20 protein-coding genes and 2 pseudogenes are annotated in these 24,517 nt (G+C 44.8%); 9 read left to right on the top strand and 13 right to left on the bottom strand.

Annotated features, from left to right (window positions below; translation table 11 throughout):
* Positions 1 to 7: 7 nt before the first annotated feature.
* Entirely contained in the window at positions 8 to 1,600 is a 1,593-nt protein-coding gene (gene nhaB, locus GT360_RS09465) for a Na(+)/H(+) antiporter NhaB (protein WP_164648628.1), read from the bottom strand.
* A 665-nt stretch (positions 1,601 to 2,265) separates the two neighbouring features.
* Here nhaB and fadR point away from each other — a divergent pair.
* A complete protein-coding gene (fadR, locus tag GT360_RS09460) occupies positions 2,266 to 3,105 on the top strand; it encodes a fatty acid metabolism transcriptional regulator FadR (protein ID WP_164648627.1) in 840 nt (279 codons plus the stop codon).
* A gap of 88 nt (positions 3,106 to 3,193) precedes the next feature.
* On the opposite strand, the gene GT360_RS09455 is transcribed toward fadR, so the two are convergent.
* The 3 genes and pseudogenes from GT360_RS09455 to GT360_RS22065 all read right to left on the bottom strand — a co-directional run.
* Positions 3,194 to 4,363 carry a DUF1887 family protein gene (locus GT360_RS09455; RefSeq protein WP_164648626.1) on the bottom strand — a complete coding sequence of 390 codons (1,170 nt, stop codon included), beginning with the start codon at positions 4,361 to 4,363 and terminating at the stop codon, positions 3,194 to 3,196.
* A gap of 271 nt (positions 4,364 to 4,634) precedes the next feature.
* A pseudogene (locus tag GT360_RS09450) lies at positions 4,635 to 6,302 on the bottom strand (methyl-accepting chemotaxis protein); the annotation flags it as partial.
* Positions 6,303 to 6,406: 104 nt separating this feature from the next.
* Positions 6,407 to 6,626, bottom strand: a pseudogene (locus GT360_RS22065) (CHASE3 domain-containing protein); the annotation flags it as partial.
* Positions 6,627 to 6,954: 328 nt separating this feature from the next.
* Between GT360_RS22065 and hinT the strand changes: the two are divergent.
* From hinT to ycfP, 5 genes are all read left to right on the top strand, one after another.
* Positions 6,955 to 7,305, top strand: a complete 351-nt coding sequence (gene hinT, locus GT360_RS09445; protein WP_164648624.1) for a purine nucleoside phosphoramidase — start codon at positions 6,955 to 6,957, stop codon at positions 7,303 to 7,305.
* Positions 7,306 to 7,353: 48 nt separating this feature from the next.
* A complete protein-coding gene (locus tag GT360_RS09440; RefSeq protein ID WP_204274526.1) occupies positions 7,354 to 8,757 on the top strand; it encodes a COG3014 family protein in 1,404 nt (467 codons plus the stop codon).
* Positions 8,757 to 9,140: a YcfL family putative periplasmic lipoprotein gene (locus GT360_RS09435; RefSeq protein WP_164648622.1), complete on the top strand. Its 384-nt coding sequence runs from the start codon at positions 8,757 to 8,759 to the stop codon at positions 9,138 to 9,140. The genes GT360_RS09440 and GT360_RS09435 overlap by 1 nt, the downstream gene beginning before the upstream one ends.
* Positions 9,141 to 9,214: 74 nt before the next feature.
* A complete protein-coding gene (gene lpoB, locus GT360_RS09430; protein ID WP_164648621.1) occupies positions 9,215 to 9,805 on the top strand; it encodes a penicillin-binding protein activator LpoB in 591 nt (196 codons plus the stop codon).
* Positions 9,806 to 10,214: 409 nt separating this feature from the next.
* The gene (ycfP, locus tag GT360_RS09425) at positions 10,215 to 10,754 is read left to right on the top strand and encodes an alpha/beta hydrolase YcfP (protein ID WP_164648620.1); all 540 of its coding nucleotides are present in this window, start codon (positions 10,215 to 10,217) and stop codon (positions 10,752 to 10,754) included.
* A 155-nt stretch (positions 10,755 to 10,909) separates the two neighbouring features.
* On the opposite strand, the gene GT360_RS09420 is transcribed toward ycfP, so the two are convergent.
* Together GT360_RS09420 and GT360_RS09415 are read right to left on the bottom strand one after the other, a co-directional pair.
* Positions 10,910 to 11,248 (bottom strand): cytosolic protein, encoded by a 339-nt coding sequence (locus GT360_RS09420; protein WP_164648619.1) that lies wholly within the window; start codon positions 11,246 to 11,248, stop codon positions 10,910 to 10,912.
* A gap of 115 nt (positions 11,249 to 11,363) precedes the next feature.
* Positions 11,364 to 11,657 carry a hypothetical protein gene (locus GT360_RS09415; protein ID WP_164648618.1) on the bottom strand — a complete coding sequence of 98 codons (294 nt, stop codon included), beginning with the start codon at positions 11,655 to 11,657 and terminating at the stop codon, positions 11,364 to 11,366.
* A gap of 345 nt (positions 11,658 to 12,002) precedes the next feature.
* Here GT360_RS09415 and GT360_RS09410 point away from each other — a divergent pair, with 345 nt between their 5' ends.
* Together GT360_RS09410 and GT360_RS09405 are read left to right on the top strand one after the other, a co-directional pair.
* Positions 12,003 to 13,802 carry a glycerophosphodiester phosphodiesterase gene (locus GT360_RS09410; protein WP_239502543.1) on the top strand — a complete coding sequence of 600 codons (1,800 nt, stop codon included), beginning with the start codon at positions 12,003 to 12,005 and terminating at the stop codon, positions 13,800 to 13,802.
* 95 nt (positions 13,803 to 13,897) lie between these two features.
* Positions 13,898 to 14,158 carry a DUF5062 family protein gene (locus GT360_RS09405; RefSeq protein ID WP_164648617.1) on the top strand — a complete coding sequence of 87 codons (261 nt, stop codon included), beginning with the start codon at positions 13,898 to 13,900 and terminating at the stop codon, positions 14,156 to 14,158.
* 28 nt (positions 14,159 to 14,186) lie between these two features.
* Here the strand turns inward: GT360_RS09405 and GT360_RS09400 are convergent, their stop codons facing one another.
* The 5 genes from GT360_RS09400 to imuA form a co-directional block, all read right to left on the bottom strand.
* Positions 14,187 to 15,299, bottom strand: a complete 1,113-nt coding sequence (locus GT360_RS09400; protein WP_164648616.1) for a tetratricopeptide repeat protein — start codon at positions 15,297 to 15,299, stop codon at positions 14,187 to 14,189.
* A 65-nt stretch (positions 15,300 to 15,364) separates the two neighbouring features.
* Complete coding sequence (locus GT360_RS09395) at positions 15,365 to 15,607, bottom strand: hypothetical protein (protein WP_164648615.1); 243 nt, start codon at positions 15,605 to 15,607, stop codon at positions 15,365 to 15,367.
* A gap of 83 nt (positions 15,608 to 15,690) precedes the next feature.
* A complete protein-coding gene (locus tag GT360_RS09390; protein ID WP_164648614.1) occupies positions 15,691 to 18,762 on the bottom strand; it encodes an error-prone DNA polymerase in 3,072 nt (1,023 codons plus the stop codon).
* A 15-nt stretch (positions 18,763 to 18,777) separates the two neighbouring features.
* Positions 18,778 to 20,202 (bottom strand): Y-family DNA polymerase, encoded by a 1,425-nt coding sequence (locus tag GT360_RS09385; RefSeq protein WP_164648613.1) that lies wholly within the window; start codon positions 20,200 to 20,202, stop codon positions 18,778 to 18,780.
* 2 nt (positions 20,203 to 20,204) lie between these two features.
* Complete coding sequence (imuA, locus tag GT360_RS09380) at positions 20,205 to 20,897, bottom strand: translesion DNA synthesis-associated protein ImuA (RefSeq protein ID WP_164648612.1); 693 nt, start codon at positions 20,895 to 20,897, stop codon at positions 20,205 to 20,207.
* Positions 20,898 to 21,116: 219 nt separating this feature from the next.
* Here imuA and GT360_RS09375 point away from each other — a divergent pair, with 219 nt between their 5' ends.
* Entirely contained in the window at positions 21,117 to 22,556 is a 1,440-nt protein-coding gene (locus GT360_RS09375) for an amidohydrolase (RefSeq protein ID WP_164648611.1), read from the top strand.
* Between the two features lie 43 nt (positions 22,557 to 22,599).
* Here the strand turns inward: GT360_RS09375 and GT360_RS09370 are convergent, their stop codons facing one another.
* Together GT360_RS09370 and GT360_RS09365 are read right to left on the bottom strand one after the other, a co-directional pair.
* Positions 22,600 to 23,307 carry a Crp/Fnr family transcriptional regulator gene (locus tag GT360_RS09370; RefSeq protein WP_164648610.1) on the bottom strand — a complete coding sequence of 236 codons (708 nt, stop codon included), beginning with the start codon at positions 23,305 to 23,307 and terminating at the stop codon, positions 22,600 to 22,602.
* Positions 23,308 to 23,325: 18 nt separating this feature from the next.
* Positions 23,326 to 24,516 carry a two-component system response regulator gene (locus tag GT360_RS09365; protein ID WP_164648609.1) on the bottom strand — a complete coding sequence of 397 codons (1,191 nt, stop codon included), beginning with the start codon at positions 24,514 to 24,516 and terminating at the stop codon, positions 23,326 to 23,328.
* Between the last annotated feature and the right edge of the window lies 1 nt (position 24,517).

The raw sequence follows: 24,517 nt of genomic DNA, 5'->3' as shown, positions 1-24,517 counted from the left end.
TGAAAAATTAGTGTCCGTGGGACATAACTGCGTCTGACATCGCGCCAGAATGGTGTGTAATCCATCCTACATCATAAAAATGTGCGGTGAGTGGCTCGAGGAAGAAGATAATCCCAATGAAGCCCACGATCGCCAAAACGATGGTGTAAGGCAGTGCCATGATCACCATTCGACCATAAGAGAGGCGAATGAGTGGAGCGAGTGCTGACGTTAGTAGGAACAAGAACGCAGCCTGACCGTTTGGCGTTGCAACAGAAGGTAGGTTAGTACCTGTGTTGATCGCCACCGCGAGTAAGTCAAACTGGTCGCGATTAATCACGCCTTCCACTAGCGCTGTTTTTACCTCGTTGATATAAACAGTGCCGACAAACACGTTATCAGAAACCATGGATAGCAGGCCATTCGCCACGTAGAAAAGCGCAAGCTGTGTACCACTGTCTTCGATGTGAAGTACGGTATCAATGATTGGTGCGAATAACTCTTGGTCAATGATGACAGCAACGATTGAGAAAAACACAGCAAGTAGTGCGGTGAAGGGTAGGGCTTCTTCAAACGCCTTACCCATAGAGTGCTCTTCGATAACACCGGTGAAGGCGGTTGCTAGAATGATCACTGAAAGACCAATCAAGCCCACTTCAGCGACGTGTAGAGCAAGGCCTAGGATCAACCAAACGGCAATTGCCCCCTGAATCCAAAGCTTTGCAATATCTTGTTTGGTGCGCTTTTTACGCTGCTCGTTATCAAAATCAACAAGGATTTGACGTACGTTATCAGGTAGCTGAGAACCGTAGCCGAAGACTTTGAGCTTTTCCACCATCACACAAGTCAAAATACCGCAGAAGAACACGGGTAGCGTCACAGGCAGCATACGCATGATGAACTCACCGAAGTCCCATCCCGCCTGGCTGGCGATCACTAAGTTTTGAGGCTCTCCAACCATGGTCGTTACACCACCTAATGCTGTACCAACACCCGCATGCATTAACAGTGAACGAAGAAACGCGCGATAATCTTCCAGGTTCTCACGCGTGAGTTCGTTAAGTTGATCATCCTGAGTGTGGTCGTGTTGAGCATTAGAGCCCTTGCCTGACACAACTTTGTGGTAAATAGCATAGAAGCCGACGGCAACACTGATGATAACGGCAATAACTGTCAGTGCATCAAGGAAGGCGGATAAAAACGCAGCGGCAAAACAGAAGGCGACAGAAAGAAGAACTTTAGAGCGAACACCAAGCAGGATCTTGGTGAAAATGAATAGCAGCAATTCTTTCATGAAGTAGATGCCTGCGACCATGAAGACCAACAATAGAAGAACCGGTAGGTTCATTTGGATTTCATGGTAGACCTGATCAGGGCTTGTCATACCGATCATAATGGCTTGAATAGCCAAAAGACCACCAGGTTGAAGTGGGTAGCACTTTAACGCCATCGCGAGAGTAAAGATAAATTCTGCGACTAACAGCCAACCAGCAATGAATGGATTAACAAAAAAGAAAACAATAGGGTTGATGATTAAAAATGCAATTATGGCAACTTTGTACCAATCTGGCGCTTTACCAAGGAAATTCTTAATAAAGGCGTTTCCAAGCGTCATTGGCATAGGAAATACTCACATGTTGTTTAAATAGACTGAATTAACAAGTGAATGCCGGCTTAAACAGTGACTTAGAAAAACAACAACCCGTGAATTATGGTCTTGCCAAGTCACTCCCTGTGACATTCATTTGAAGAACGAATTCGCCCGCAACTCTACCGACCTTCTTGTGTTAGTCAACGTTTTTTTAACAATCTACTCATGTTTAGGTAGGCATTTCGTACTGAAACGCGATCCAAGCCACGAGATTGAGAAAAATAGGGTGCTTAGAGCCAAAAAATATTGGGGCTTGCGCGAGAATGTAGATGAGATAGCACCTAATTAACAGCGCTGAATTTAGCAATGTAATATTGCAAAATTGTTGTTTTGGGTGTTTATAAGTAAAAGCGTGAATAGATATCTAAAAATACAGGTTTATATGAGCGATTAATCTGCTTTAATTCTATTTTACTTGTTTTGTTGTATTACAAATATCATGTGCTATTCGAGATGGTGAAATTTATTTCTTCACAACTCTTAATCTTTATTAACTTTGCAGGAAGCGAGCTTGTAAGTAGAGTGTAAACTCTAATTGTTAGGGTGTTGAAAGATTCTTAAGACTTTGTTTTCGCATCAACTGATCTAGTGGTATGATGAGTCGAATTGTCACAAAAAGAATTGGATCGAGCTTAATGGTTATTAAGGCAAAAAGCCCTGCGGGATTTGCAGAAAAATACATAATTGAAAGTATCTGGAACGGTCGTTTTCCACCAGGTTCTATCTTACCCGCTGAACGTGAACTGTCTGAACTGATAGGTGTAACTCGAACGACTCTACGCGAAGTGCTGCAACGCCTTGCTCGTGACGGTTGGTTGACGATTCAACACGGTAAACCAACCAAAGTAAATCAGTTTATGGAAACCTCAGGTTTGCATATTTTAGATACGCTGATGACGCTTGATGCCGACAATGCGACGTCGATTGTCGAGGACCTACTTGCCGCGCGTACCAATATCAGTCCTATCTTTATGCGTTACGCCTTTAAAGCCAATAAAGAGGCATCAGAGCGCACGATCACTAGCATTATCGAATCATGTGAAAGTTTGCTTGCCGCTGAATCGTGGGATAGCTTCTTAGAAGCCTCTCCATATGCAGATAAGATCAAACAAGAAGTGAAAGACGATGGCGAGCGTGACGCTGAAGTTCGTCAAGCAAACTTGGTTGCACGTACTTTTAACTTCTATGACTACATGTTGTTCCAGCGTCTTGCGTTCCATTCGGGTAACCAAATTTATGGTCTGATATTTAATGGCCTACGCAAGCTATATGACCGTGTAGGTAGCTACTACTTCTCAAATCCTCAAGCACGCCAGTTGGCGTTAGATTTCTACAAAAAGCTGCTTGAAATTTGTGAGACAGGTGATCGCGATGAGATCCTACATGTTGTGCGCAAATACGGTATAGAGAGTAGCCTAATATGGAATCAGATGAAGACCACACTACCATCAAACTTTACTGAAGATGACGCTTAACTCGTGAGTTAATTCAGAGTTCGCTTCTTAGATGGAAAGACCCCGCATATAAATGCGGGGTCTTTTTTATCATCAGTGAGAGGGTGGGCTAACTGTCAATGTGCGCTTCTACGCCACCAGCGCCTTGGAACCATTGTGTGAGATGAGTACGCAGGTCTTTAAGCTCATCAGGGCCGATCAAAGCCAGTCCCAAGTCTTCTGCACGAGTAATGTCGTTATAGCGCAAAGGTCTAAAACTCACGAGCATCGCTCTTGCTTGTAGGCCACCTAGCAGGTCTTTGAGCGATTCAAGTTTGTATAGGGTATCATCACCATCATCACGCATGCCCTTGGTTTTACACTCGATAATGTGCAGCTTGTTATTCACTACCGAGGCCACATCCAGTTCATTGCGCACCTCTCTATCACCTAATTGGCGGTATACCTGCACGTTGAGAGAGCGGTCTTGGATGGTAGGCATTGTGTCTTGAATCTGTTTTACAGTGCTGTGAACAAGCGTTTCTAGCCACTCTCCATTGGAGAATCTGCGGGCATCTTCACTTACAAACGTCAAAACACCATTTTCGTAACTGGCAATTTTTGCTTCCACGAGATCATCGAGCAACATATTGAGTTCACGATATCCTTGCTGCTTTTCAGAAAGCGCCACGTCTAAGCACTGCTCTTTTCGACATGTTGTCGCTAGATAGTTGAGTGTGGCAAGGCCAGGCCCGAGTTCGAGTGCGTTGCTTGCCCATTTTTCTCCCAGTTGGTAGAGCTTTTGGTCAAGCAGTGGCGGCAGTTCATAGTCGTTAAACTCAGCACGAGCACCAAAAATGGTTAAGTAATCTGAAATAGTGATGTGGTCTTGAACCTGGGCATTTTTCATGCCATCGGGGTAAAGCCAACACAGTGTATCGCTATTGGGTTCGACAACAAAAATAGGCCAACGGTAAGAGCGGAACACTTCGTATACTGACAACAAGCGGTGTCTTAAGCCACAGCTGGCATTGAGCTTAATATTTTCACCGCGCTGTTTGAGTGTTTCTGCGAGCTGTGTGACAGACTGTTTAATCAAAGAAGAGTTGGTCACATCAGGAATAGGGTAGAACTCGGAAGTAATCTCGCGTTTAGCCAACACGCTGGATAAGCGCTGAAACATCGTCTCTTGGCTCTGGTCGCCAATAAATACGATGTGACGACCAACACTGCGGTCGTCAAGTAGGGGGGTAACCAGACGGATAGGGTCTTGGTCGATAATCCCAACATGAATTGCCATAATTATCCTCATTATTATAAAACGGCTTATAAGTGAGTATCGTCTTATGAATGCACATGATGTCCTAGCCTGAACTCAGTGCATTATTGGGGTGCACTTTAATAGAGGGTCGCACTGTCCAAAGCGATGCCTCTGGGCAAAATAGATAACGAATACTCATAAGAGATATAAAGGCGAGAGCGAAAAAAAACAAGGGTGGTCATCAAAGATGACCACCCTTTTACGTTGTTTGCACAAAATAAACTTGTTACGAGGGCTGCACTCTCAACCCTTAGAGTTTAAAACGGTGCACAAGTTCACTTTGAGTTTGAGCTAAACGAGTTAAGTTAACACTGGTTTGAGCGATTTCTGACATCGCTTGGTAGCTCTCGTCAGCGATTGAGTTGATTTCTTCGATATTGCGAGCAATGCCAGCCGTTGTTTGACTTTGTTCTCCAGCAGCTTGAGAGATGTATGAGCTCATTTGGCTAATCTCTAGTATTAGCGCTTGGATCTCTTCCATCGCACTGTTTGCACTCGAGGCTTGCTGAACGGAGCGCTCCATATCGCTCATGCAACTCTCAATGACTGAGCTCGCAGACGACGAGCTTGTTTGAAGGTTGCTGATCATGTTTTCAATTTCGGTGGTTGACTCAGTCGTTCGTTGTGCAAGGACACGAACCTCATCGGCAACGACAGCAAAGCCGCGACCTTGCTCCCCTGCGCGTGCCGCTTCAATCGCTGCATTAAGGGCGAGTAGGTTAGTCTGTTCAGCGATGTTGCGAATCACATCTAGAATAGAGCCAATTTGGCTACTCATTTTCTGCAGCTCGCCAACAGCATCAACAGAGTCGTTTAGGCGGGTCTCTAGCTGATTAATCGTGCTGATGTTTTCGCTCATGATCTGACGACCAGAGTCTGAAGCGGTCTCCACTTCTTTCACCATCGAAAGCGAGCTTTGAGCGCTGTTTGCTACTTCTTGTACAGAGTGTGACATTTCTGTCATCGCAGTCGCCACGCTCGAGGTTTGCTCACGTTGTGTATTCAAGCTGCTCTTTGCACCGTTAGAGGTACTCTCATTACTTGAAGCGGTTTGAGTTAGTTCATCTGATGCACTGTTCAAACGCTGCAATATGTCATGCAAATTGTCAGCAAGTGAGTTGATGTGTCCACTTACACGGCTAAATTCGTTGTTGTAGCGAATCTCGATACGGTTAGTGAGGTCACCCTCTGTCAGGCTCTCAAGTGACTTTAGGATACGAGTTAGAGGCTCACGCACACTGTTGGCAATGTGATAGCCAATCGCAGTCGCCATCACGACAACCAGTACCAGTGAACCAATACTGCGAATAACACCTTGATCGTATACGTTGCCCGCTTCTACTAATGATGCTTCAAGCCCAGAAGACGCGGCGGCATTAAACGAGTTAAGCACCGCCATCGCTGAGTCGATGTCAGCGGCAAGGTTCGCGATGTTTTCATAGAGAGCGTAACGTGATTGCAGATATTGACTATGTTGGTCTAAAACACCACCTTTCTGGCCGATGTCTTGAGTGAAGGTTTCCACTGAGTTACCAAAGTTGTCTTTTAGGCGAGGCATCTGGTTAGCCAAACCGTTGAAAGAGTAATTAAGGTGAGTAACCGCCTTTTTGTTGGCATCCACGGCTTCTAGTACAAAGTTTACATCGCTGCTTGAAAGGGCGTCAGAGGTGATCACTTCCGCATCGCGTAGCTTAATGAAGTAGCTTTTCGCTAAGAACTTCACTGAAGCACTTTCTGCATCATCCACGTACTCTTTCATGCCAACGCTGAGTTCTGTGTGCAGACGTTGGAAGCGACGAGTTGATTCTTGAACGGCTTCTTGAGCTGCAAACATCGCAACGTAGTTATCCATTGCTACATTGGCTTCAGTAAAGTAGCGCGTCTCAAGCTCTTTAAGTTGTTCAATCTGTTGTGAAAGTTGGGCGTTGTTACCACTGATTGATGTTAGGTCACGGAAGGCAGTATCAAATTCAGCACGTGCTTGATTAAACTGCTCACGAGCCTCTGCCATTCGTTCTGGGTTTTCTGTTGTAAGGTAATCTTTAAATGATTTATCTGCGGATAGAAGGCGCACTGATGTTTCATTTGATTGAGAAACAAGGGGAAGTGCAACATCAGAAACCGACTTGAAGTTGGTATGGATTTGGTTCATGCCACTGATCATCATGTAAGTCGAAATGACAAACAAGGTGATGATAATTGCAAAACCGGCATACATACGACGTATAACCGAGCCTTTCATTTTTCTCTCCATGTATAACAACGAATATCAACCAAAGCGGCTGAAAAATAAAAATCTTGAATAGTTTTTGTGTATATCAAAGATTTGCGTAGTGTAAATAGAATGCTGCGCACGTTTTTTGACGAGCTATACAATTATTTCATCTAGTTTCACACAATGTTGATAAATGAGTCATTGGGCAAGGTTGTATATGCATCAAGTCCTGTTGGTTGTATGTAAATTAAACAGGCTTGCCGAAGGGGGCAGGGCATGGCTACCGCATATTGTGCTTTGACAGCAGATGACGCATACTCAAACCTAAAGTTTTGTTTAATTTCAAGGAGCTCTCATGGCTGAAGAAACCATATTTAGTAAGATCATTCGTAAAGAGATTCCATCGGATATCGTTTATCAAGATGATCTTGTCACAGCCTTCAGAGACATCACCCCACGTGCTCCAGTTCACATTTTGATCATCCCTAATAAGCTTATCCCGACCGTTAATGATATCGAAGCTGAAGACGAGCTCGTGATGGGACGTCTATTTACAGTGGCAAAGAAAATCGCTAAAGAAGAAGGCATTGCTGATGATGGTTTCCGTCTTATCATGAACTGCAACTCTCATGGTGGACAAGAGGTGTACCATATCCACATGCACTTGGTGGGCGGTCGTCCACTCGGTCCTCTATTAATGAGCTAATATTGAACCTAAGCACTGTTATTTAAGGTGCTTAGGTGTTTTATCCAGATGGAGCTTCCATTGAAGTCATACTCTCGCAAAGCAGTATTGCTGCTGGCAACGGTAGGGTTAGTTGCTTGTAGTAACTTGTCTGTGAGTAATTTATTCAGTCACTACTCTGTGACCAATCAATCCACCAGAAATGCACTCGTGCAGGGCGATTATAGTGCAGCACAAAAATCGCTTGAAAGTCGTGCTGATCAAACCATGTTGGGCAGCTTTGAGTTAGGACGCGTCTCTTTCTTAAATGAACAAGAAGCCTTGAGCCTATCATCTCTGCAGCGCGCTGATACTCAAGTGCGTCAATGGCAAGACAAGCCCGTCATTTCTATTACTGATAGCTTATCGAGTGCTGGTGCTTTAGCCGTCAACGACAATTTAACCGATTACCACCCGCGTGATTACGAACTGGGCTTTCTTCACCTTTACCTTGGCCTCAACTATATTTATAGCAATGATTTAGAAGGAGCTTTGGTTGAGATTCGACGAGCAAATCAAGTTCAAGAAGCTGCCAAGCAGAAACGCGAGAAAAGCCTTAAGTCAGCGGAAAGTGAGCTCAAATCTCAAGGTATCCAGCCTAATTTGGGGACGGTTTTATCTCGATACCCAAATGCGGGGAAGAAGCTACAAGCCGTTCAAAATGGTTATCTGTTTTATTTATCTGCACTGCTTTACGAAGCAGAGCGAGATTTGAACAGTGCGTATGTTGATTATCGACGCGCCCTAGCCGTGATGCCAGATAATCAGGCCATTATTGATGGTGCGCGAAGAGTTGCAAGAAAACTCGGTATGCGTCAGGACTTAGAGCTGCTCGAAAAAGAGTATGGTCAAACACCAGTACTCAAAGATGGGCACGTTAGAGTGATTGTTGTGGAGGAGCGTGGCGTCGTTGAGGCAATGAAAGGTTGGCGTTTAGATTTACCTATCTATGACAGTCGCGACAACGGTACGATTTATTCTATTGCATTGCCATATTATACCGGTCAGTCACAACAGTCTTGGCCGCCACTGATGGTCAACGGCTTTTCAAGCTCTGGGGATTTGTTAGTGGATGTTGATGCAATGGCTCAACAGGCGCTGTCGGAGGAGATATTGGGCACCGTGACTCGACAGGCGATTCGCGTTTGGGTGAAAGACCGAATCCGTAAGCGATCTGCGGGTGATGATGATGTCGGCAACGCGTTATTCAGTGTATGGAATGCAGTGACAGAGCAACCCGATACACGCTCATGGCAATCTCTACCTCAGTATGTAGTGGGTAGTGAATTACGCATTCCCGCTGGAGAGCAAACGGTACGTGTAGACGGGGTGGAGTATCCGTTTACGGTTGAAGCGGGAAGAACAGTGTTACTTTGGGTTTCTCGACACGGTAATCAGCCAGTAGTTTGGCACAAGCAGTTAGGTAATTTGTAATGAAAAAATGTCTGGTCGCATTAATGTTGGTTGTTTTGGCTGGGTGTTCGACACCGACTGCCGGACTCAGAATCGACAGTAAACAGCAGAATGTCATCTTTGGTGACAATGTTTTAGGGCAACGTCTACAAGTGAACGACATTATTACTACTGAGGTAGATGGTCGTGTAAGAGGCGTTGTTACTCTAGAGAGCTTCTACAAAGGTGATCAAAATATTCAGTACCGTTTCTATTGGTATGATGATCAAGGCCTAGAAGTGAACACCAAACTAGGACCATGGAAACAGATGGTGGTTCGTGGTGAAGAGATTGTAACTATTTCTGAGGTGACGGTGAATCCAAACGGCCGTCAGTTCCGAGTTCAAATTAGACAAGCAGACTAGTTTTCGTCGAACGTCAGTCTCTTCGAAAAGAAAGCTTCGTCGAAACGTCGCTTAATTTAAAACAGGAAATTAAAATGAAAAAAAGTGTTATTGCAATGCTCGGCCTTGCCGTCATTCTTGGTGGTTGTTCAAACAAGGTGAGCTACGGTGATGCACAAGCCGTTGAAACCACCACGATTGATTTTGGTTCAACCGATTTACAAACTATCGTAGGTGAAATGGTCGATAGCATGCTGATGTCTGGCTCTGTCGCGGCAATCACCCGTGATGAGCGTCCAATTGTTTTTGTTGAGCGTATCAAGAACAAAACGCCTGAGCACATTGATACAGAGTCAATCACTGACAGTATCAGTACCAAAATGCTTAACTCAGGGAAGTTCCGCTTCGTTGATATGGATCGTGTGGAGTCAGTACGTGACCAGCTAAATTTCCAAAATAATGATGAGCTCGTGAATCAGAGCACGGCCATTCAGTTTGGTAAAATGGTGGGGGCGCAATATATGTTGTACGGCAACCTATCAAGCATTAATAAGCAAGCGGGCAACGATAAAGACGTTTACTACAAAATGACAATGCGCCTGATGGACTTGGAAACAGGCCTTATTGAGTGGGCAGACGAGACTGAAATTCGTAAGCAGCAATCTAAGAGCTTCCTCGGGTTGTAATTCGATCTCTTTAAAAAGGCCGTGCTAACTGTGGATCAGTTCAAATAGCACGGCCTTTTTATATTCGGGGCTCAACAGTTTACGCCGATGAACGCCAAGAATAATCAATAGCAAAATCATACCTCTATCAACTCATCACCAGAGTGAATAGTCCTTTTCTTCACAGCCCTAGCGAGTAGCTTGTGGCATTGAATAAGTCACGCATACCTGTGTATTTGAACGGTTAAATTTTGACTTATCGCCTATCATTTGTGATAAAGAGATCACTTTTTGGCAATCAGCCAAACCAATTCCATTCACATTTCATTTTAAACCTTATCAATCATGGTAGATTGAAGGTAGAAATGCTGAATTACCGTATAGAGTGCACTTCAGTGTGTACTCCAGAGAAAAAACAAGGGAATGCCTTATGATTATTTATTTGCATGGTTTTGATTCAACAAGCCCTGGTAACCATGAAAAAGTACTTCAGCTGCAGTTTATTGATGAAGACGTTCGCTTTATCAACTACAGCACGCTCCACCCAAAGCATGATATGCAGCACCTTCTGAAAGAAGTATCGAAGGTGATTGAACAGTCTGGAGATAAAGATGCTTTAATCTGTGGGGTTGGACTTGGCGCATACTGGTCTGAACGTATTGGTTTCTTGTGTGGCATCAAACAGGTGATGTTCAACCCAAACCTTCACCCTGAAATCACGATGCAAGGTCGCATTGATCGCCCTGAAGAGTACGAAGACATCGCGACGAAATGTGTAGAAAAATTCCGTGAAAAGAATAAGTCCAATTGTATGGTAGTGTTGTCTCGTGAAGATGAGATCCATGACAACACCAAGACCGCTGCGGAGTTAGAACCCTACTACCAAGTAACTTGGGACGATACCCAAACTCATAAATTCAAAAAGATCTCCCAGCATCTTCAAGCGATGAAGGCGTTTAAAGAGGCGTAATCATGCGAATGCTTTGCTCGTGATGACGTGAGGCTAAGCGAGTATGGAGTGATTCTTTTTTAGGGAGCGAAGTCATTAAGCTCCCTTTTTCATTACAAGTCAGCGATTCCTTGTTAGGGCAACAAACTTAATGATTTCAACTGCCTGAGTCATGCTCAGTTCATACGAGTGATAAAGGTTTGCTCGTCATCCACGAAAGCCACAAACCCGCCATGATAGATAAACACACGACCACGTCCCTCAACTAAGCAGGCTAGCTGTGGGTTCATGTCTTCTAGATTATCCTTGCTTTGAAAAGTGCCTGTATCGGTGATTACACCGCTGAGCTTAGGCAAAAATCCATAAGCTCGTTTAGCTTGGTCAATCAAGCTCAGTTCACTCGCAGCAGAGAAGCAAGAGGGGGTCGTTCCAGCGTCTTCGATAAATAGAGGTTTCAGCTCTTCGAAAGCGGTAATAACTAACCAGTCGATGCCGTTAACATGATGGATAAACATAGAGTTTCTCGATAATTCTGATGCGCAGATCTTATCATTATTAGCGGCTGAGTATAGGAGAGATTTAGGTGTAAAGGGCAGGTGAGTTTTTGCCATCCCTGGCCGAGTGATTTATTTACCCAGCAAAGGCCGCTTGTACCTCTTTTACATCACTTTCAACTTCAGACTTTTTAACGTAACGAATGTCGTCTTTAAGTAATGCTAGGTTGTGTTCTGCTTCGTTTAAGCTGTCTGCCATGGAATCAATAGATTGCTGCTGGCTCTCAATATGACCATGTAGAGTACAAGATTCAACAACACCAGATGGTGCATGAGTGGCGTTTTGCTCACAAGCTTGTTGAATTGGATCAGCGTGTGCTGTCGCTACTAGACCAAATGTTAATGCTGCAAGTGCGATGATTTTTTTCATGTTGATAATCTCTTTTGGTTAAGTCGGTGCGGGCCGTTTTAGTATGGCTCCGTGTTGGTACGGGGGCATTATGGTGAAGTGTGGAGGATAGGAGTTGCCATTTTACGCCACACAAGATCTTCCTTAAAGCTGTGTATTGTTTAGGCGGCGACGGGGGATACTTGAATTCACTAATCCAGCCATAATCGGTAACAGGTTTCATCTCCTCACTTCGGTAGGGGAGTGCTATCATAACGGCTAGTTATTATTTTATAGGTCGCTTTGCTTTTGATTAGCGCAACTTTCCATCGTAGCCGTCATGTCCTTTATTACATGTGGCATCGCCTTCGTACCTCTGGGTTTCAGATGTTAACGAGTTTTCTCTTGGTGCGAGCGACGCTGCTGACTCTTTTCGTACCGCTTGATCTATGGTTAACCTCACAACTGATGCAGTTGCATGGCGTAAGTGCAATTGCCAATCAAGAGCTGTTGTCTTTTTTCTTATCGCCGATTGGTTTTTTGCTAAGCTTGTGGGTGGTGACGCACCTAAGTTTTGCCTTTTTCGTTGAGCACTCCACCATCAGTATTTTGTTGGCGCAGCATGATGTGGGTAAGCGTTCTATTCTGGATACCTTCGGGTTACTGGTCCAGCGAAGCTTTAGGGTGGCTAAGGTGTTACTGGCGCAGTCTTTTGGCATCAGTTTACTGTTAGCGATAGTGCTTTGGTGTGGTCGGTGGATCTATGGCTTGGTATTGAGTGATTGGGACATCAACTACTACCTCGATAATCAAGCGAGTGCTTTATGGTTTGCTGTGGGTTTATTGGTACTCGCGACACTGCCAGTGGTTCTTTTCGTTTTAAGATATTGGGCAAGCTGGTGGTTGGCTCTACCTTTGAGCCTATTTCAAAACTGCACGCAGTGGGAGCTCTTTAAACAAGCAAAGCGATTGAGTGCGGCTATTTATCCCCATATTCTCATTGGGCACCTTATTTGGTTGTTTGCTCGAGTTGCCATTGCTGCCATGTTTGCGGCGGGGCTGCTGTTCTTACTTAACCCTATCTTAAATTGGGCAACCACTGACCCAGAGCGATATCCGTGGCTGATGCTTGCTGGTGCATTGCTGTTTGGTGTTGCGTTGCTGCTAAGTTTCTTTGATCGCTTTATTTATGCCAGTTGCCAGTATTACGTGCTGCGCTTGCAAACAAAGCGCCTCAAGCTAGTTAATGAACAGGCTCGATTTATCGGTTTGAAGCAAGATACCAACCGACGTATGTTGATGATCGTGGCAATGGTGTCGTTGGTATCTGTTGCTAGCTACAACGGCTATAGTGACATTAAGCAGTTTGTTGAGCATGTACAAACTGATGGTTCTGGTTACGTCATATCTCATCGCGCAGGGGGTTTTAAATACCCAGAGAACAGTGAGCAGGGCATTCAATACTCAATTGAACTCGGAGTTAAAAGTGCTGAAATCGATGTACAGTTGACCCAAGATGGGCAAATTGTCGTCTTCCACGACCGCGATTTAGGGCGCATGATCGGTTCTCCTCTCATTGTTGAAGAATCAACGTATTCAGATATCGTGGCGGTTTATGAACAGCAAGGTCAAACCCCACCGCCTTTACTGAGGGAACTGCTTGATCAATATGCAGATGATATTGAGTTTAACATTGAACTTAAACGCTATAATCGGAGCCTCGATTTAGCGGTGGCAATGGCGCAACTCCTGCCGAATTATCAACAAGCGATGATCGTTTCGAGTCTAGACAGTGAGTTGCTTGCCTACACCATGGAAATGATGGCGGCCCAGAAACCCGAACAGTTACCCGAACAGCTTCTTGAACAGCTAACTGAACAGCTTCGCTATGCATTAATTTACGCAGCAGCAGTCGGCGAGTCGCAATTAGAGCGTGAAGTGGATTTGCTTATGGTCAGTGGGCAGTGGCTAACGGCATGGCGGATCTTAGAGATTCAGCAAAGGGGGCAAGAAGTCTTGGTGTGGACGATCAATGACTCGGCCACCATGCAGCGAATGTTTTTGTTGGGTGTCGACGGAATAATTACCGATGAGCCGAAACTTGCTATTGAGGCTAAAGCGGCGATCAAAGAGTTAGATTTTTCGGATCGTGCCTTACTCACCCTAAGGCATTGGTTATCACTCTAGTAAATGTTTGATTTGTCGCTTTGCGAGCAACTTAACTGCTCGTTTTTAGGGCTTTGATATACTGCAAGAACACAGTTCTGAAAGGTGCAATAAGAATGTCAAAAGTTTCCAAAATACCTAACGAAGATAAGCTGGTTAAAAAGGCGCTGGAAGTGGGTTTTAAGATGGCTAAGATGCAGGGAATTGAGCTGCCTGCATCTTCTCAACCGATTAAAATCAAGGCAGTGTATCTGTTTTTGGTGGAGGTAAATCAAATCACACCGCTGCCAGAAAGCAAACTTGATGGAGCAAACATCAAGAAGCGACTTGCGATTTGGTTACATAATGCCTTGCCAGAAGGTGACCCTCTAAAATAACCACCGCTTTATGGTGTGACTCAGAGTCCTAACTGCTTTCGAGAGCCACCATTTCATTTTCTGGTGGCTCTTTTACTTGGCTACTCGAAAGATGGTTAATGATACGGTGCTCTTTTTCGGTGAGTTTTAAGTTCAAATTTGCTTGTGTCTGTGGAATCGGCACAGAGCGGCGAAACCAATTATTGAGCGCTCGAGTCATGCTGTGTTTTACCACCGAGCCGTCTTTAATATTCATTAATAAAGGCTTAGCTAATCCCTGCAGGTTGATGATGTTATCGACCCCAAGAGTCTGAGCGATTTCATCTCGAAGTGGCAGAGTGTCATGCTCGCCCATCTCACTGGCGATATAGAGCCAGATGTAGGCAACGGAGTTTTTTCTACCCATCCATAGCTTGCCAGCATAGAGCATGGCTTTTGTGTTACCTTGCTCAGACGCGCGCTCAAACCAGTATGCAGCACGCAAGGTATCTGTCTCGGTACCCACGCCATCAAGATAATGAAAGCCCACGCGGATCATACCTAAAGGTGAGCCCAGTCTTGCGGCGATTCTATTCCAATGAATCGCCTTATCTATATCTTGCTGTGCACTGTCACCTGATTGGTACCAGTGTCCTAAAAACAAAATAGAGTCGATATGTTCTTGAGTTGCCGCGTGTTCTAGCCACTCTATCGCCTTGTCTGGATAGTTCATCATGCTCTCTTCACCGAGTAACATAATCGAGGCTCGATAGGTCGCATCTAGATCGCCACTGATCCCCTTACTAACCTGGGTCCAAAAGCGAAGTTTATCCTTTAATACAAGGTTATCAGGGTGCAATTGACAGATACTAATGATCGCTTTGATTGCCGATGCACTGTTGAGAAAGCCTGCTTTTTCATACCATTTAAGAGCATCGACATAATTGTTGCGTTTTTCTGCTTCCTTGGCGGCATAGAAAATACTTGGAATATGGCCAAACTCTGCCTTCGCCAATCGCTCTTGCTTCTCTTGTTCTAGTGATTTTGCAAGCACCTGTTTATATAGCTTATCTTTGTCTCTTTTTTCCTGTTCAAGGCGAGCTTTACGTAGGGATAAGGAGTAGACCCACACAAACATGGAGATCAGTGTCAGGGCTAATAATCCGATAATAGTTTCAATCATTGTTAGTGTCGGGTGGCATTGATTTGTTTATGAAAGCGTATTTGATATTGACCTCACTTTTGGGCTTAGTAACTGTGTTGTCGTTCCACTCGCAACTTCAGCTTGGTTTTGCATTCATCAATTAACCATAGGTCAACCGCGTTTCTCATCGCAAGTTCATCGTTGTCGTCAAGAGAGGTTTCGCCTCGTTCATAAGAGTTGAGTATCTGCTTCATGTAAAAAATTAGCGCTTTGACGGCAAAGGGCGTTCCATTTTTTTGCTCATAAGCAAGCTCTTGTAGAAGCGCTAATATAGACTCACGGTCCATTGGTGATTCCAATAGTGAAAAGTCGAAGAATGTTAATAAATACGGGGTTTAGTGGCTGTTCTTTTAGGAACACTTACTTATGTTTAGTGAAACTCTCTCGAGTGGCTATTGAGTTGGCCAAGCTTGTCGCTCATATCAATCAATCGTCCAGCGATGACATGCGTTACTTCCCCCTCTCGTTCCAGTATGCCTTTTACCATTAATACCTTAGCGGTGAGATAAGCTTGTTTTTGTGCGCGAGCGGTTGCTTTCCACACCACAACGTTAATGTTACCTGTGTCATCTTCAAGGGTAAAAAAGGTCACTCCGCCAGCAGTTCCAGGTGATTGTTTACCTGTCACAACTCCTACGACGGTAACGAGTGATTTATGAGCTTTAGTTATGAGTTGGTTCATTCTGGTAAATCGAGGGAGCAATCGGGATTTATCTAATAGAGTAATCGGGTGTTCGCCCAAAGACAGACCTGTGACGGCGTAATCTTCGAGTAAGTTCTCCATGTCGCTAGGTGCTGAGGGTGTGGTGGGAGAGTCATCATGCATATTGGCAAATAGAGGAAGATCTGAAAGATTATCCATCATCTGCCAACGCGTCGCATAGCGGTTGTGTGCGAATGCTTGCATCGCGTTTGCAGAGGCAAGGGCATTAAGATCCTTTTGACTAAGACCAATATGCTTAAGCTGATTGGTATGTTGATAGCCTTGAATCGGGCGGTGTTGAATGAGCAGTAACGCACCTTCATTGCTTAAACCTTTGATAATTCTTAAGCCCAACCGAATTGCTTGCTGTGGGTTGGTGTCATCCAAGCGGTGATCATAGGTCGATTGATTCACACATACTGGGAATACGTTGATGTGATGGCGTTGCGCATCTTGAATCAGTTGTGATGGACTATAAAATCCCATTGGCAGGCTATTGAGAAGCGCAGTGTAAAATGCCGTAGAGTAGTGAAATTTTAACCAAGCAGAGCAATAAGCAAGTACCGCAAAGGAGGCAGAGTGACTTTCAGGAAATCCATATTCACCAAACCCGCAAATTTGCTGAAACAGTTGTTTGGCGAATGCCTCTTCGTAACCGCGCGCCTTCATCCCATCAATTAACTTTTGCTCAAATTTTGCAAGGTTGCCGTTTTTCTTCCACGCCGCCATTGCTCGGCGTAGTTGGTCTGCCTCACCTCCTGTGAACCCTGCGGCTACCATAGCAAGCTTGATGACTTGTTCTTGGAAAATAGGTACCCCCATTGTACGGGAAAGCACACTCTTCACTTCTTCTGAAGGATAAGAGACGGGTTCAAGCCTATTACGACGCTTTAAAAAAGGATGTACCATATCCCCTTGAATTGGCCCTGGTCGCACGATCGCAATCTGAATCACTAAATCATAATAAGTTTGCGGCCTTAATCGAGGCAACATACTCATTTGAGCTCTAGACTCAATCTGAAATACCCCAACGGTATCGGCTTTCTGGATCATGTTGTAGACATCAGGATCATCGTGTTTGCGAGTAATGTCTGCAATCGTCAGCCGATGTCCATAGTGCTGATGCACAAGAGCGAAACATTTGCGGATTGCCGAAAGCATACCTAGGGCAAGCACATCAACCTTGAGCAGCCCAAGGCTCTCTAGATCGTCTTTATCCCACTGAATAACGGTTCTCTCATCCATAGCCGCATTTTCTACAGGAACGAGTTCATATAAGGGGCCAGAAGAGATCACAAAACCACCGACATGTTGTGATAAGTGACGAGGAAAACCCAATATTTCATTGACCAAAGCAATGAATTGTTGGCCTTTGAGTGTACTAGGGTCTAGCCCTAATTGAATGATTTGCCCTTGCCAGCCAGCACTTCGATCACGACGGTCGACGTTTTTTATAAAATAATCCAACTGAGTCTCATTGATACCAAGAGCCTTACCGACATCCCTAACTGCACTTTTAAAACGGTACGAGATCACCGTAGCCGCAAGCGCTGCACGCTCACGACCATATTTTTTATAGATGTATTGAATGACCTCTTCTCGGCGCTCATGTTCAAAGTCGACATCAATATCAGGCGGCTCATCTCGCTCTTTACTGATGAATCGTTCGAAGAGAACCGAGATTTGACGAGGATCGACAGAGGTAATTTCTAAACAATAGCAGACGACGGAATTGGCTGCTGACCCTCGTCCTTGATAAAAAATTCCTTCACGCTTTGCAAACATGACGAGGTCATGAATGGTTAAAAAGTAGTAGGGATATTTAACCTCTTCGATGAGGGCCAGCTCTTTATCAATGGTTTGACGAATATCGGATGGAACCCCTTTAGGAAAGCGAATGCGCTCGCCATTAGCGACGAGTGCTCGTAAGTACTGCATGGGTGTATAGCTATTGGGTACGAGTTCACTAGGGTATTCATACTTAAGTGACTTCAGCTCAAACTCGCAGAGATCTGCAAGGTGATTGGCTTCTTCTCGCCACTCTTTAGGGAAAAGGTGAGCCAGTTTTTCCAGGTTACGTAGAGCTTGCTCACAGTTAGGAGTCAGCTGGTGGCCTAGCTCATCAACACTACAACCTTGTTTAATCGCTGTGAGGGTGTGCTGTAAAGGCAAACGATCAGCGGAATGGTAGAGAACACCACCACAAGCAGTAATCGGTATCTGCCATTCCCGAGAAAGCCTTTTGCAGTGTTCGATATAAGCCTCTTCTCCGTTGTTGAGATGGCGTTGAACACCTAGCCATAGCCTTGCAGAATGATGCTGATTTAGCCATTGCACCCAGTATTCGTCACACTCTTTATTTTGCGGTAGCCAAATAACCAAGCAGTGCTTTATTGACATTAAATCCCACTCTGATAATTCGTAGCTGCCTTTCTCAGCTCTGCGGCGCGCATTGGTTATGATACGACATAATTCCGCATAAGCTTCTCGGGATGGGCAGAGTAAGATCACCTGACACTCCTGGTTGAGCCAAAGCATGCTGCCAACGATTTGTTTTATTCTAAGCTTATGATCTTTAATTGCAGTGTGAGCACGTACGATACCTGCAACAGAGCATTCGTCAGTGATTGCGATCGCTTTGTAACGCAAGAAATCAGCTTGGCGAACCAGCTCTTCTGGGTGTGAAGCACCAGTTAAAAAAGAGAAATTGCTTTGACAAAATAGCTCGGAGTAAGACATAGCGATACCGTGAAACTAGCTAAAATAGCCATGTAAAAACCACTGTTTTTGCTCAGTGCGAAATACCCACAGCCACTCTGATTGAGGTGTCAAAGCGACAAAGTAGTCACGAGTGATCACCTCTCCGTCCCACCAGCCAGTGACGATTCTCTCAGGTCCATGGACTAACTCTATTTTGTGTGCAAGTGGTGCTGGCGGATTAATCAAACGTGTTGGACGCAGGCGGTTGATTGTCATTGCTTGGGCATCTTGTGAACCTTTTATAGAGCGATCGGCATGTTCAAATCGCGTTGATTTTTCTGGCCGGTGATCGGCATTAGGAATTGGCCGAGTGACGTTATGATTACCTAGCTTCGCTTGAAGGAGTGCGATGAGGTCTGCACCGTTTCGATTACCTTTATCGCCATCAAAAATATCAATGTAGTCTTGATTCATTTGCCCTGTTCTTATGGCTTTGAGGGTGAGGTGATAAACAGGACCAGATAGCTTGACTGACTCGAGAGTCAATCCACACAGCTTTTGCCACTTCTCATGGCGATAGTCACCGCCACCAGAGGTAAAGATAATGCTTTCTGGGGCTGCATCTCTTTGTGATAGGGTCAATCTAAGCTCGTAAGCCACTCGATTTCTGAGAGTCAAGAAGGTTTCAAGTTGCTGTAATAGGCGTGTTAGAGGTCTGTATAACCACTGAATATTTTCAATGTCATACAGGAGCTCTAAGCTACTTTCAAACGCTTCTTGTGGCTGGAAGAATGGAACAGGGTGGGAGAGCTGCCCAAGCAGCCTACCAACGTAATTCACCAGATCGATATTGAATCGACGAGCTACTTCTTTTAAAGGGATTTTAAGTAGTTCTGAAAAGTTTTTGATGCCGACTCGATTCAGTTGCTCAACTTGCTTACTCTCTAGTTCTGATAGGTTTAGAGATTGTTTGGACAAATAGTTTAAGGTTGTCTCATGACACGATGTGATTTGATTTATTCCTTTTTTAGCCAGTAACATGGCAGAAAATGGAGAGAAGCCAGTTGCAAATTGATAAGACAAGCGCAGCGGTTCTAGATGTTGCTCGATGACCTCCCAATAGCGATTGAGATCAGAATAAAGGGTGAGCATATTGCTGGCTTTTAATAACAATCCATTAGGAGCATAAAGTGCGATATCAGAAGTGACTAAATAGAGCCATTGGGCCACTTGGTTTAGTCGTTGAACTTCAATCTTCTCATCATAAGGGTGAACATTGAGCTGCGCGCACAAGGCTGAGGCGCTGCCAAGCCCCATACCTAACTTCACTCCATGTTCTAGTGCTAACGAGTTTGCTTGTACAACACAATGCTGACGAGTATCTACAATGATCGTTGCTTGTTCTTCGTTTTCACTTTGATCCGTAAACAAGGTGTTGAGTTGTAAACAAGGAAAATGTAGGTAAATCCACAATGACATAGCTAGCCCTGCAACTGCATAGGGAAAGGAACGACTGTTGAAGGAGTACCTTGAGAAAGAAGGTGTTTTGGCACTAACTGTGGCCAATATTGGCGCATATCAACGAAGAAAGGTTCAGTTGGCCATCCCCCTTTTTGTTTAGTGATAGTGACATTCAGCCCATAAGGCTGAGCGTGCAAATTCATACTTAAGCTCACTGGTAGGGAGAAGGTACGCTGGTGACGCTGCGTAAAAAGAAACTGAATCGCGCTGCCTTGCTCCGCTGCAACTTGCAGTCTTCGAGCTTGATGTACTTCAATGTCCTCTTGCCACAAAAGAACATGGCTACAGGCTCCACTTTTTAAACACTGCTCTGCAGCCCATAGCTGTGACTTACTCTCTTGGGAGTTAACAAGAAGTAGCTGCGAAAAATTGATCCCCATGGAGGTAAAAGACTCCAGGCAAAGCTCATCAGGAAGTCCGATTAAAGCGATCAAACGTTCACCACAAGCCGCGGCTAAGTGTGGTTGAAGCAGACGTAATTCACCAATCCCTAGCGCTGTTGTTAACTCAATAACGCCATTATTTGGATAGCCACCTCCTAGTCGTTGATCTAAATGATCAAAGCCAGTGCTTGTACGATCAATGTGTGATGGCTGCTGGCTACCTTGCCAGAGCCACTGCTTATCTTTTAGGTGAGAGATTAATTCATGCATAATAAAATACCTGTATATTTGTACAGTATATTCAGTAATAGGCAGACTGCAAGCGTCATGTGTATCGAAAGGTGGTTTTGTCGCCAGGGCCTTCGATTAAAACTGAGGATTGAATCCGTCTTAATGCAGTTTGTTGAAGGGCTGATTCTGATTATTATTTCCCCACTTCGCGTGAGCGAAAAAATCGAATCACAATGAACAGATCCTAAGAGGTAAATTATGTCTGACTATCAGAACCTAGATAATGAAGTTACTGCGATTGCTGATGAGCTTTGGGCCGTATCGTCAAAAGTATGGGAGCTTGCTGAGCTGAGCTATCAAGAGATTGAAAGCTCCGCCCTGGAGAGTGCGTTACTTGAAAAGCATGGCTTTGAGATAGTCGAGCGCAATATTGCAGGACTAGAAACCTCTTGGGTTGCGACTTGGGGAAGCGGCAAGCCTGTCATTGGGTATATGGTTGAGTTTGATGCGCTGCCAAGCTTAGGTAATAAGGTTACGCCAACGCAACAACCGACAGAAAATGGAAATACGAATGGCCATGGTTGTGGACATAGCACGATTGGCCCTGCGTCTATTGGCGGTGCCATCGCCCTCAAAAAGCATATGGAAAAAGAGGGTATTTCAGGCACGATCAAGGTCTTTGGTTGCCCTGCGGAAGAAGCTCTAAATGGTAAAAACTATATGGTGGCTGCAGGAGCTTTTGATGGTATTGATGTTGCATTGCATAATCACCCATTTGATGTCACAACTGCAGTTAACTTTCATACAACGGCTTCGGTTGACCTTATCGTCGAGTGGCATGGTGTCACCGCACATGCTGGCGTTTCACCATGGGAAGGTCGTAGTGCGCTACATGCCTCTGAAATTTTTCTCGTGTCTGCCAATATGATGCGCGAGCAGCTTGAGCCTACAGCTCGATTGCATTACCAAATTCTAGAGGGAGGCGCAGCAGTGAACGTTATCCCTGATCATGCCAAAGTTCTGGTTCGTTACCGAGGAAAAAGTGCTGATGATGTGCGCAAGCATAAAGCTTGGTTAGAGGATATGGCGAAAGGTGCGGCACTTTCAACGCAGACACGTGCTGAAGTAACAAACCTAGGTGGTATCTACGATATTCTACCAAACGATACCTTTGCAGACAGTATTACTCAGCACCTCAATCGTTACTTCCCCGTTGAATGGACGGAGGAAGAACAAAACTTTGCACGAGCAATTCAACGTGAAGCAGGTAAAGCGGAGGATGGTCTTTTCTCTAAAGTATTAGCACCTCAAAAAGGTGTAGAGAATGGAGGCTCATCTGATGTGGGGGATGTGAGTTGGACGGTACCAACCATGGGCATTGGCTTTTCAGCATGGCCTCTTCATATTCCAGCACATCAATGGGGTGTAACAGCGTCAGTGGGCTCGAGTATTGGTCGTAAGGCGATTGTTCAGGCTTCCCATACTTTAGCCGCGCAAGGGTTAGAGCTAATGACTAATCCAGACCTTTTGGAGGCGATTAAAAAAGATTTCGAAACTCAAAAGGCTGGCCGAGAGTACGTCACGCTTAATGATTTGGATGTGAACCCAGCGGCAGGTTTGACTGAAGAGCAACGTGCGCAGCATGAAGAATTCTTAAAAAAATCCATCGATAACTTTTTACCAAAAGAAGGTCGATAGCATAGAAGCAAGCCCGCTTTGAGCCTTATCAAGGCGGGCTTTATTAGTTATATTTGTGCGCTAAATGAATGTGGGGAGGTAAATAAGCCGCCAGTTGCACATTATCTTCTATATAAATACGCCCGCGAGCTTGGCTGATGATGCCGTCACTATTGAACTTTTTTAAGACTTCATTGACTCTAGGCCTTGATAGACCAGTCATGATCGCAAGTTGATCTTGGGAGAGCAGCAGCAGAGGTTTTGCACCCAGTACCGTCGACGTTTGTCGTGCTAGCTCATGCAGTAAATAGGCAACACGAACATCTCTGACATGCTGCGAGATATGTTGGGCCTGCAACCACTGTTGGCGCAATGTCTTTTTGCTGTGGTGTAATAATTTATAGCCTTCATGATTCTGTTCGCTGATTGAGAGCAACTGCTCTTTGCGAAACCAGAGGTACTTCAAAGGCTCAATTTCTTCTATGAATCCCCCCATCTGCAATGCGTAGATCATCATCTCGCTATCAATCCATGCACCTTGACCAAGGATGACAGAGTTTTGTGTTTGTACTTGGTCATTGTCAAAGCAGATTGATATGACCCCTTCACTAATATAGGCAATACCCCATCGACTGACATCGTTTGGTTTAGCGATGGCATTGAGTGCAAATTGTGTCAGCGTCGCCGTGTTTTTTAAGGGGGTTGAGATTGCTAGTAGCTTTTGCTGAAGATGATGTGATAGCTCACAGGGCCAAGAGATAGCGTAACTCATTACTATACCTCAATGGCGTTATGCAAAATTCTGAGCGAGCAGTTGTTCCAATTGCTCGCTGGGAATCGGTTTGGAAAAAAAGAAACCTTGTAGGAGATCGCAGCCTATTTGTTGCAAGGCAAGTGCTTGTTGCTTAGTTTCTACACCTTCGGCAACCACGGTAAGGTTAAGTTTTTTAGCGAGCGCTACGACAAACTCGACAGTAGCCATATGACTATCGCTAGTCAGCATCTTGTTGATAAAGAAACGGTCGATTTTTAGTTCGTTAAAAGGGCTCGATAATAATTGGGCAAGGGATGAATACCCAATGCCAAAATCGTCAATAGAGATATTGACCCCGTTGAGCCTCAGGCGTGAGGTGTGCTCAATCAAAAGGTTGAGGTTTGAGGCGACTTCCGTTTCCGTGACTTCCAAAGTGAGAAAGTGGCCAGGCAGGCGAAATTCTTCAAGTAAACCGACAACGCGATCAGCAAAATCGGCTTGCATCAGGTCACTTGGAGCCGCATTGACAGACATTGAAACGGGAAAGCCTTTATCGTGCCATTGCTTCAATTGACTAAATGCCATTCTTAGCATGGTGCTGCAAAGCAAGTAGTTGAGACCAAACTCAGAAACAGCGGGTAAGAATCGATCTGGAGTCAGCAATCCCTCCGTTGGGTGGTGCCAACGAGCAAGTGCTTCAATGCCCACTATTGTTCCAGATTTTGCATCATATTGTGGTTGATAAAACGGACGAATATCACCACTTAAGAGAGCGTGCTGGATATCGTCTTCCCCTAGCATGAGCTTAGCAGCAGCATGCCCAGTGGAAGCGCCGACATTCACTTGGTCAAATTGCTCTAGAACTCGAACAATATCTTGTTTTGAGATGGGTTTGTTGAGTTTGGTACAGTGTTTTAGCCCTTGATTCGAAGCCATATGCACGACGGCGTTGAGGATATCCGTCTCTGTGCTACTGATGAACACAAGCTTAGTCTCTATTGAAAGGCTGACTAACTTCTGAGCAAACTGAACGCCATCCATATTCGGCATCTTTAGATCACAAAAGATCAAGTCAGGGCTGAATTGAGTCGCAAGATCTAACCCTTCCATACCATTTTCAGCAATATGAATCTTGGCATCAGTGAGAGACTCTAGAGCGCGTTGTAGCAAGCGACGCTGCAGTCTTTCATCTTCGATAATGAGGATATTGTGATAAACACTATTCATG

This window comes from Vibrio astriarenae, from assembly GCF_010587385.1.
GTDB lineage: Bacteria > Pseudomonadota > Gammaproteobacteria > Enterobacterales > Vibrionaceae > Vibrio > Vibrio astriarenae.
Note: the sequence above shows the minus strand (reverse complement) of the source record. Positions and strands in the feature narration are given on the sequence as shown.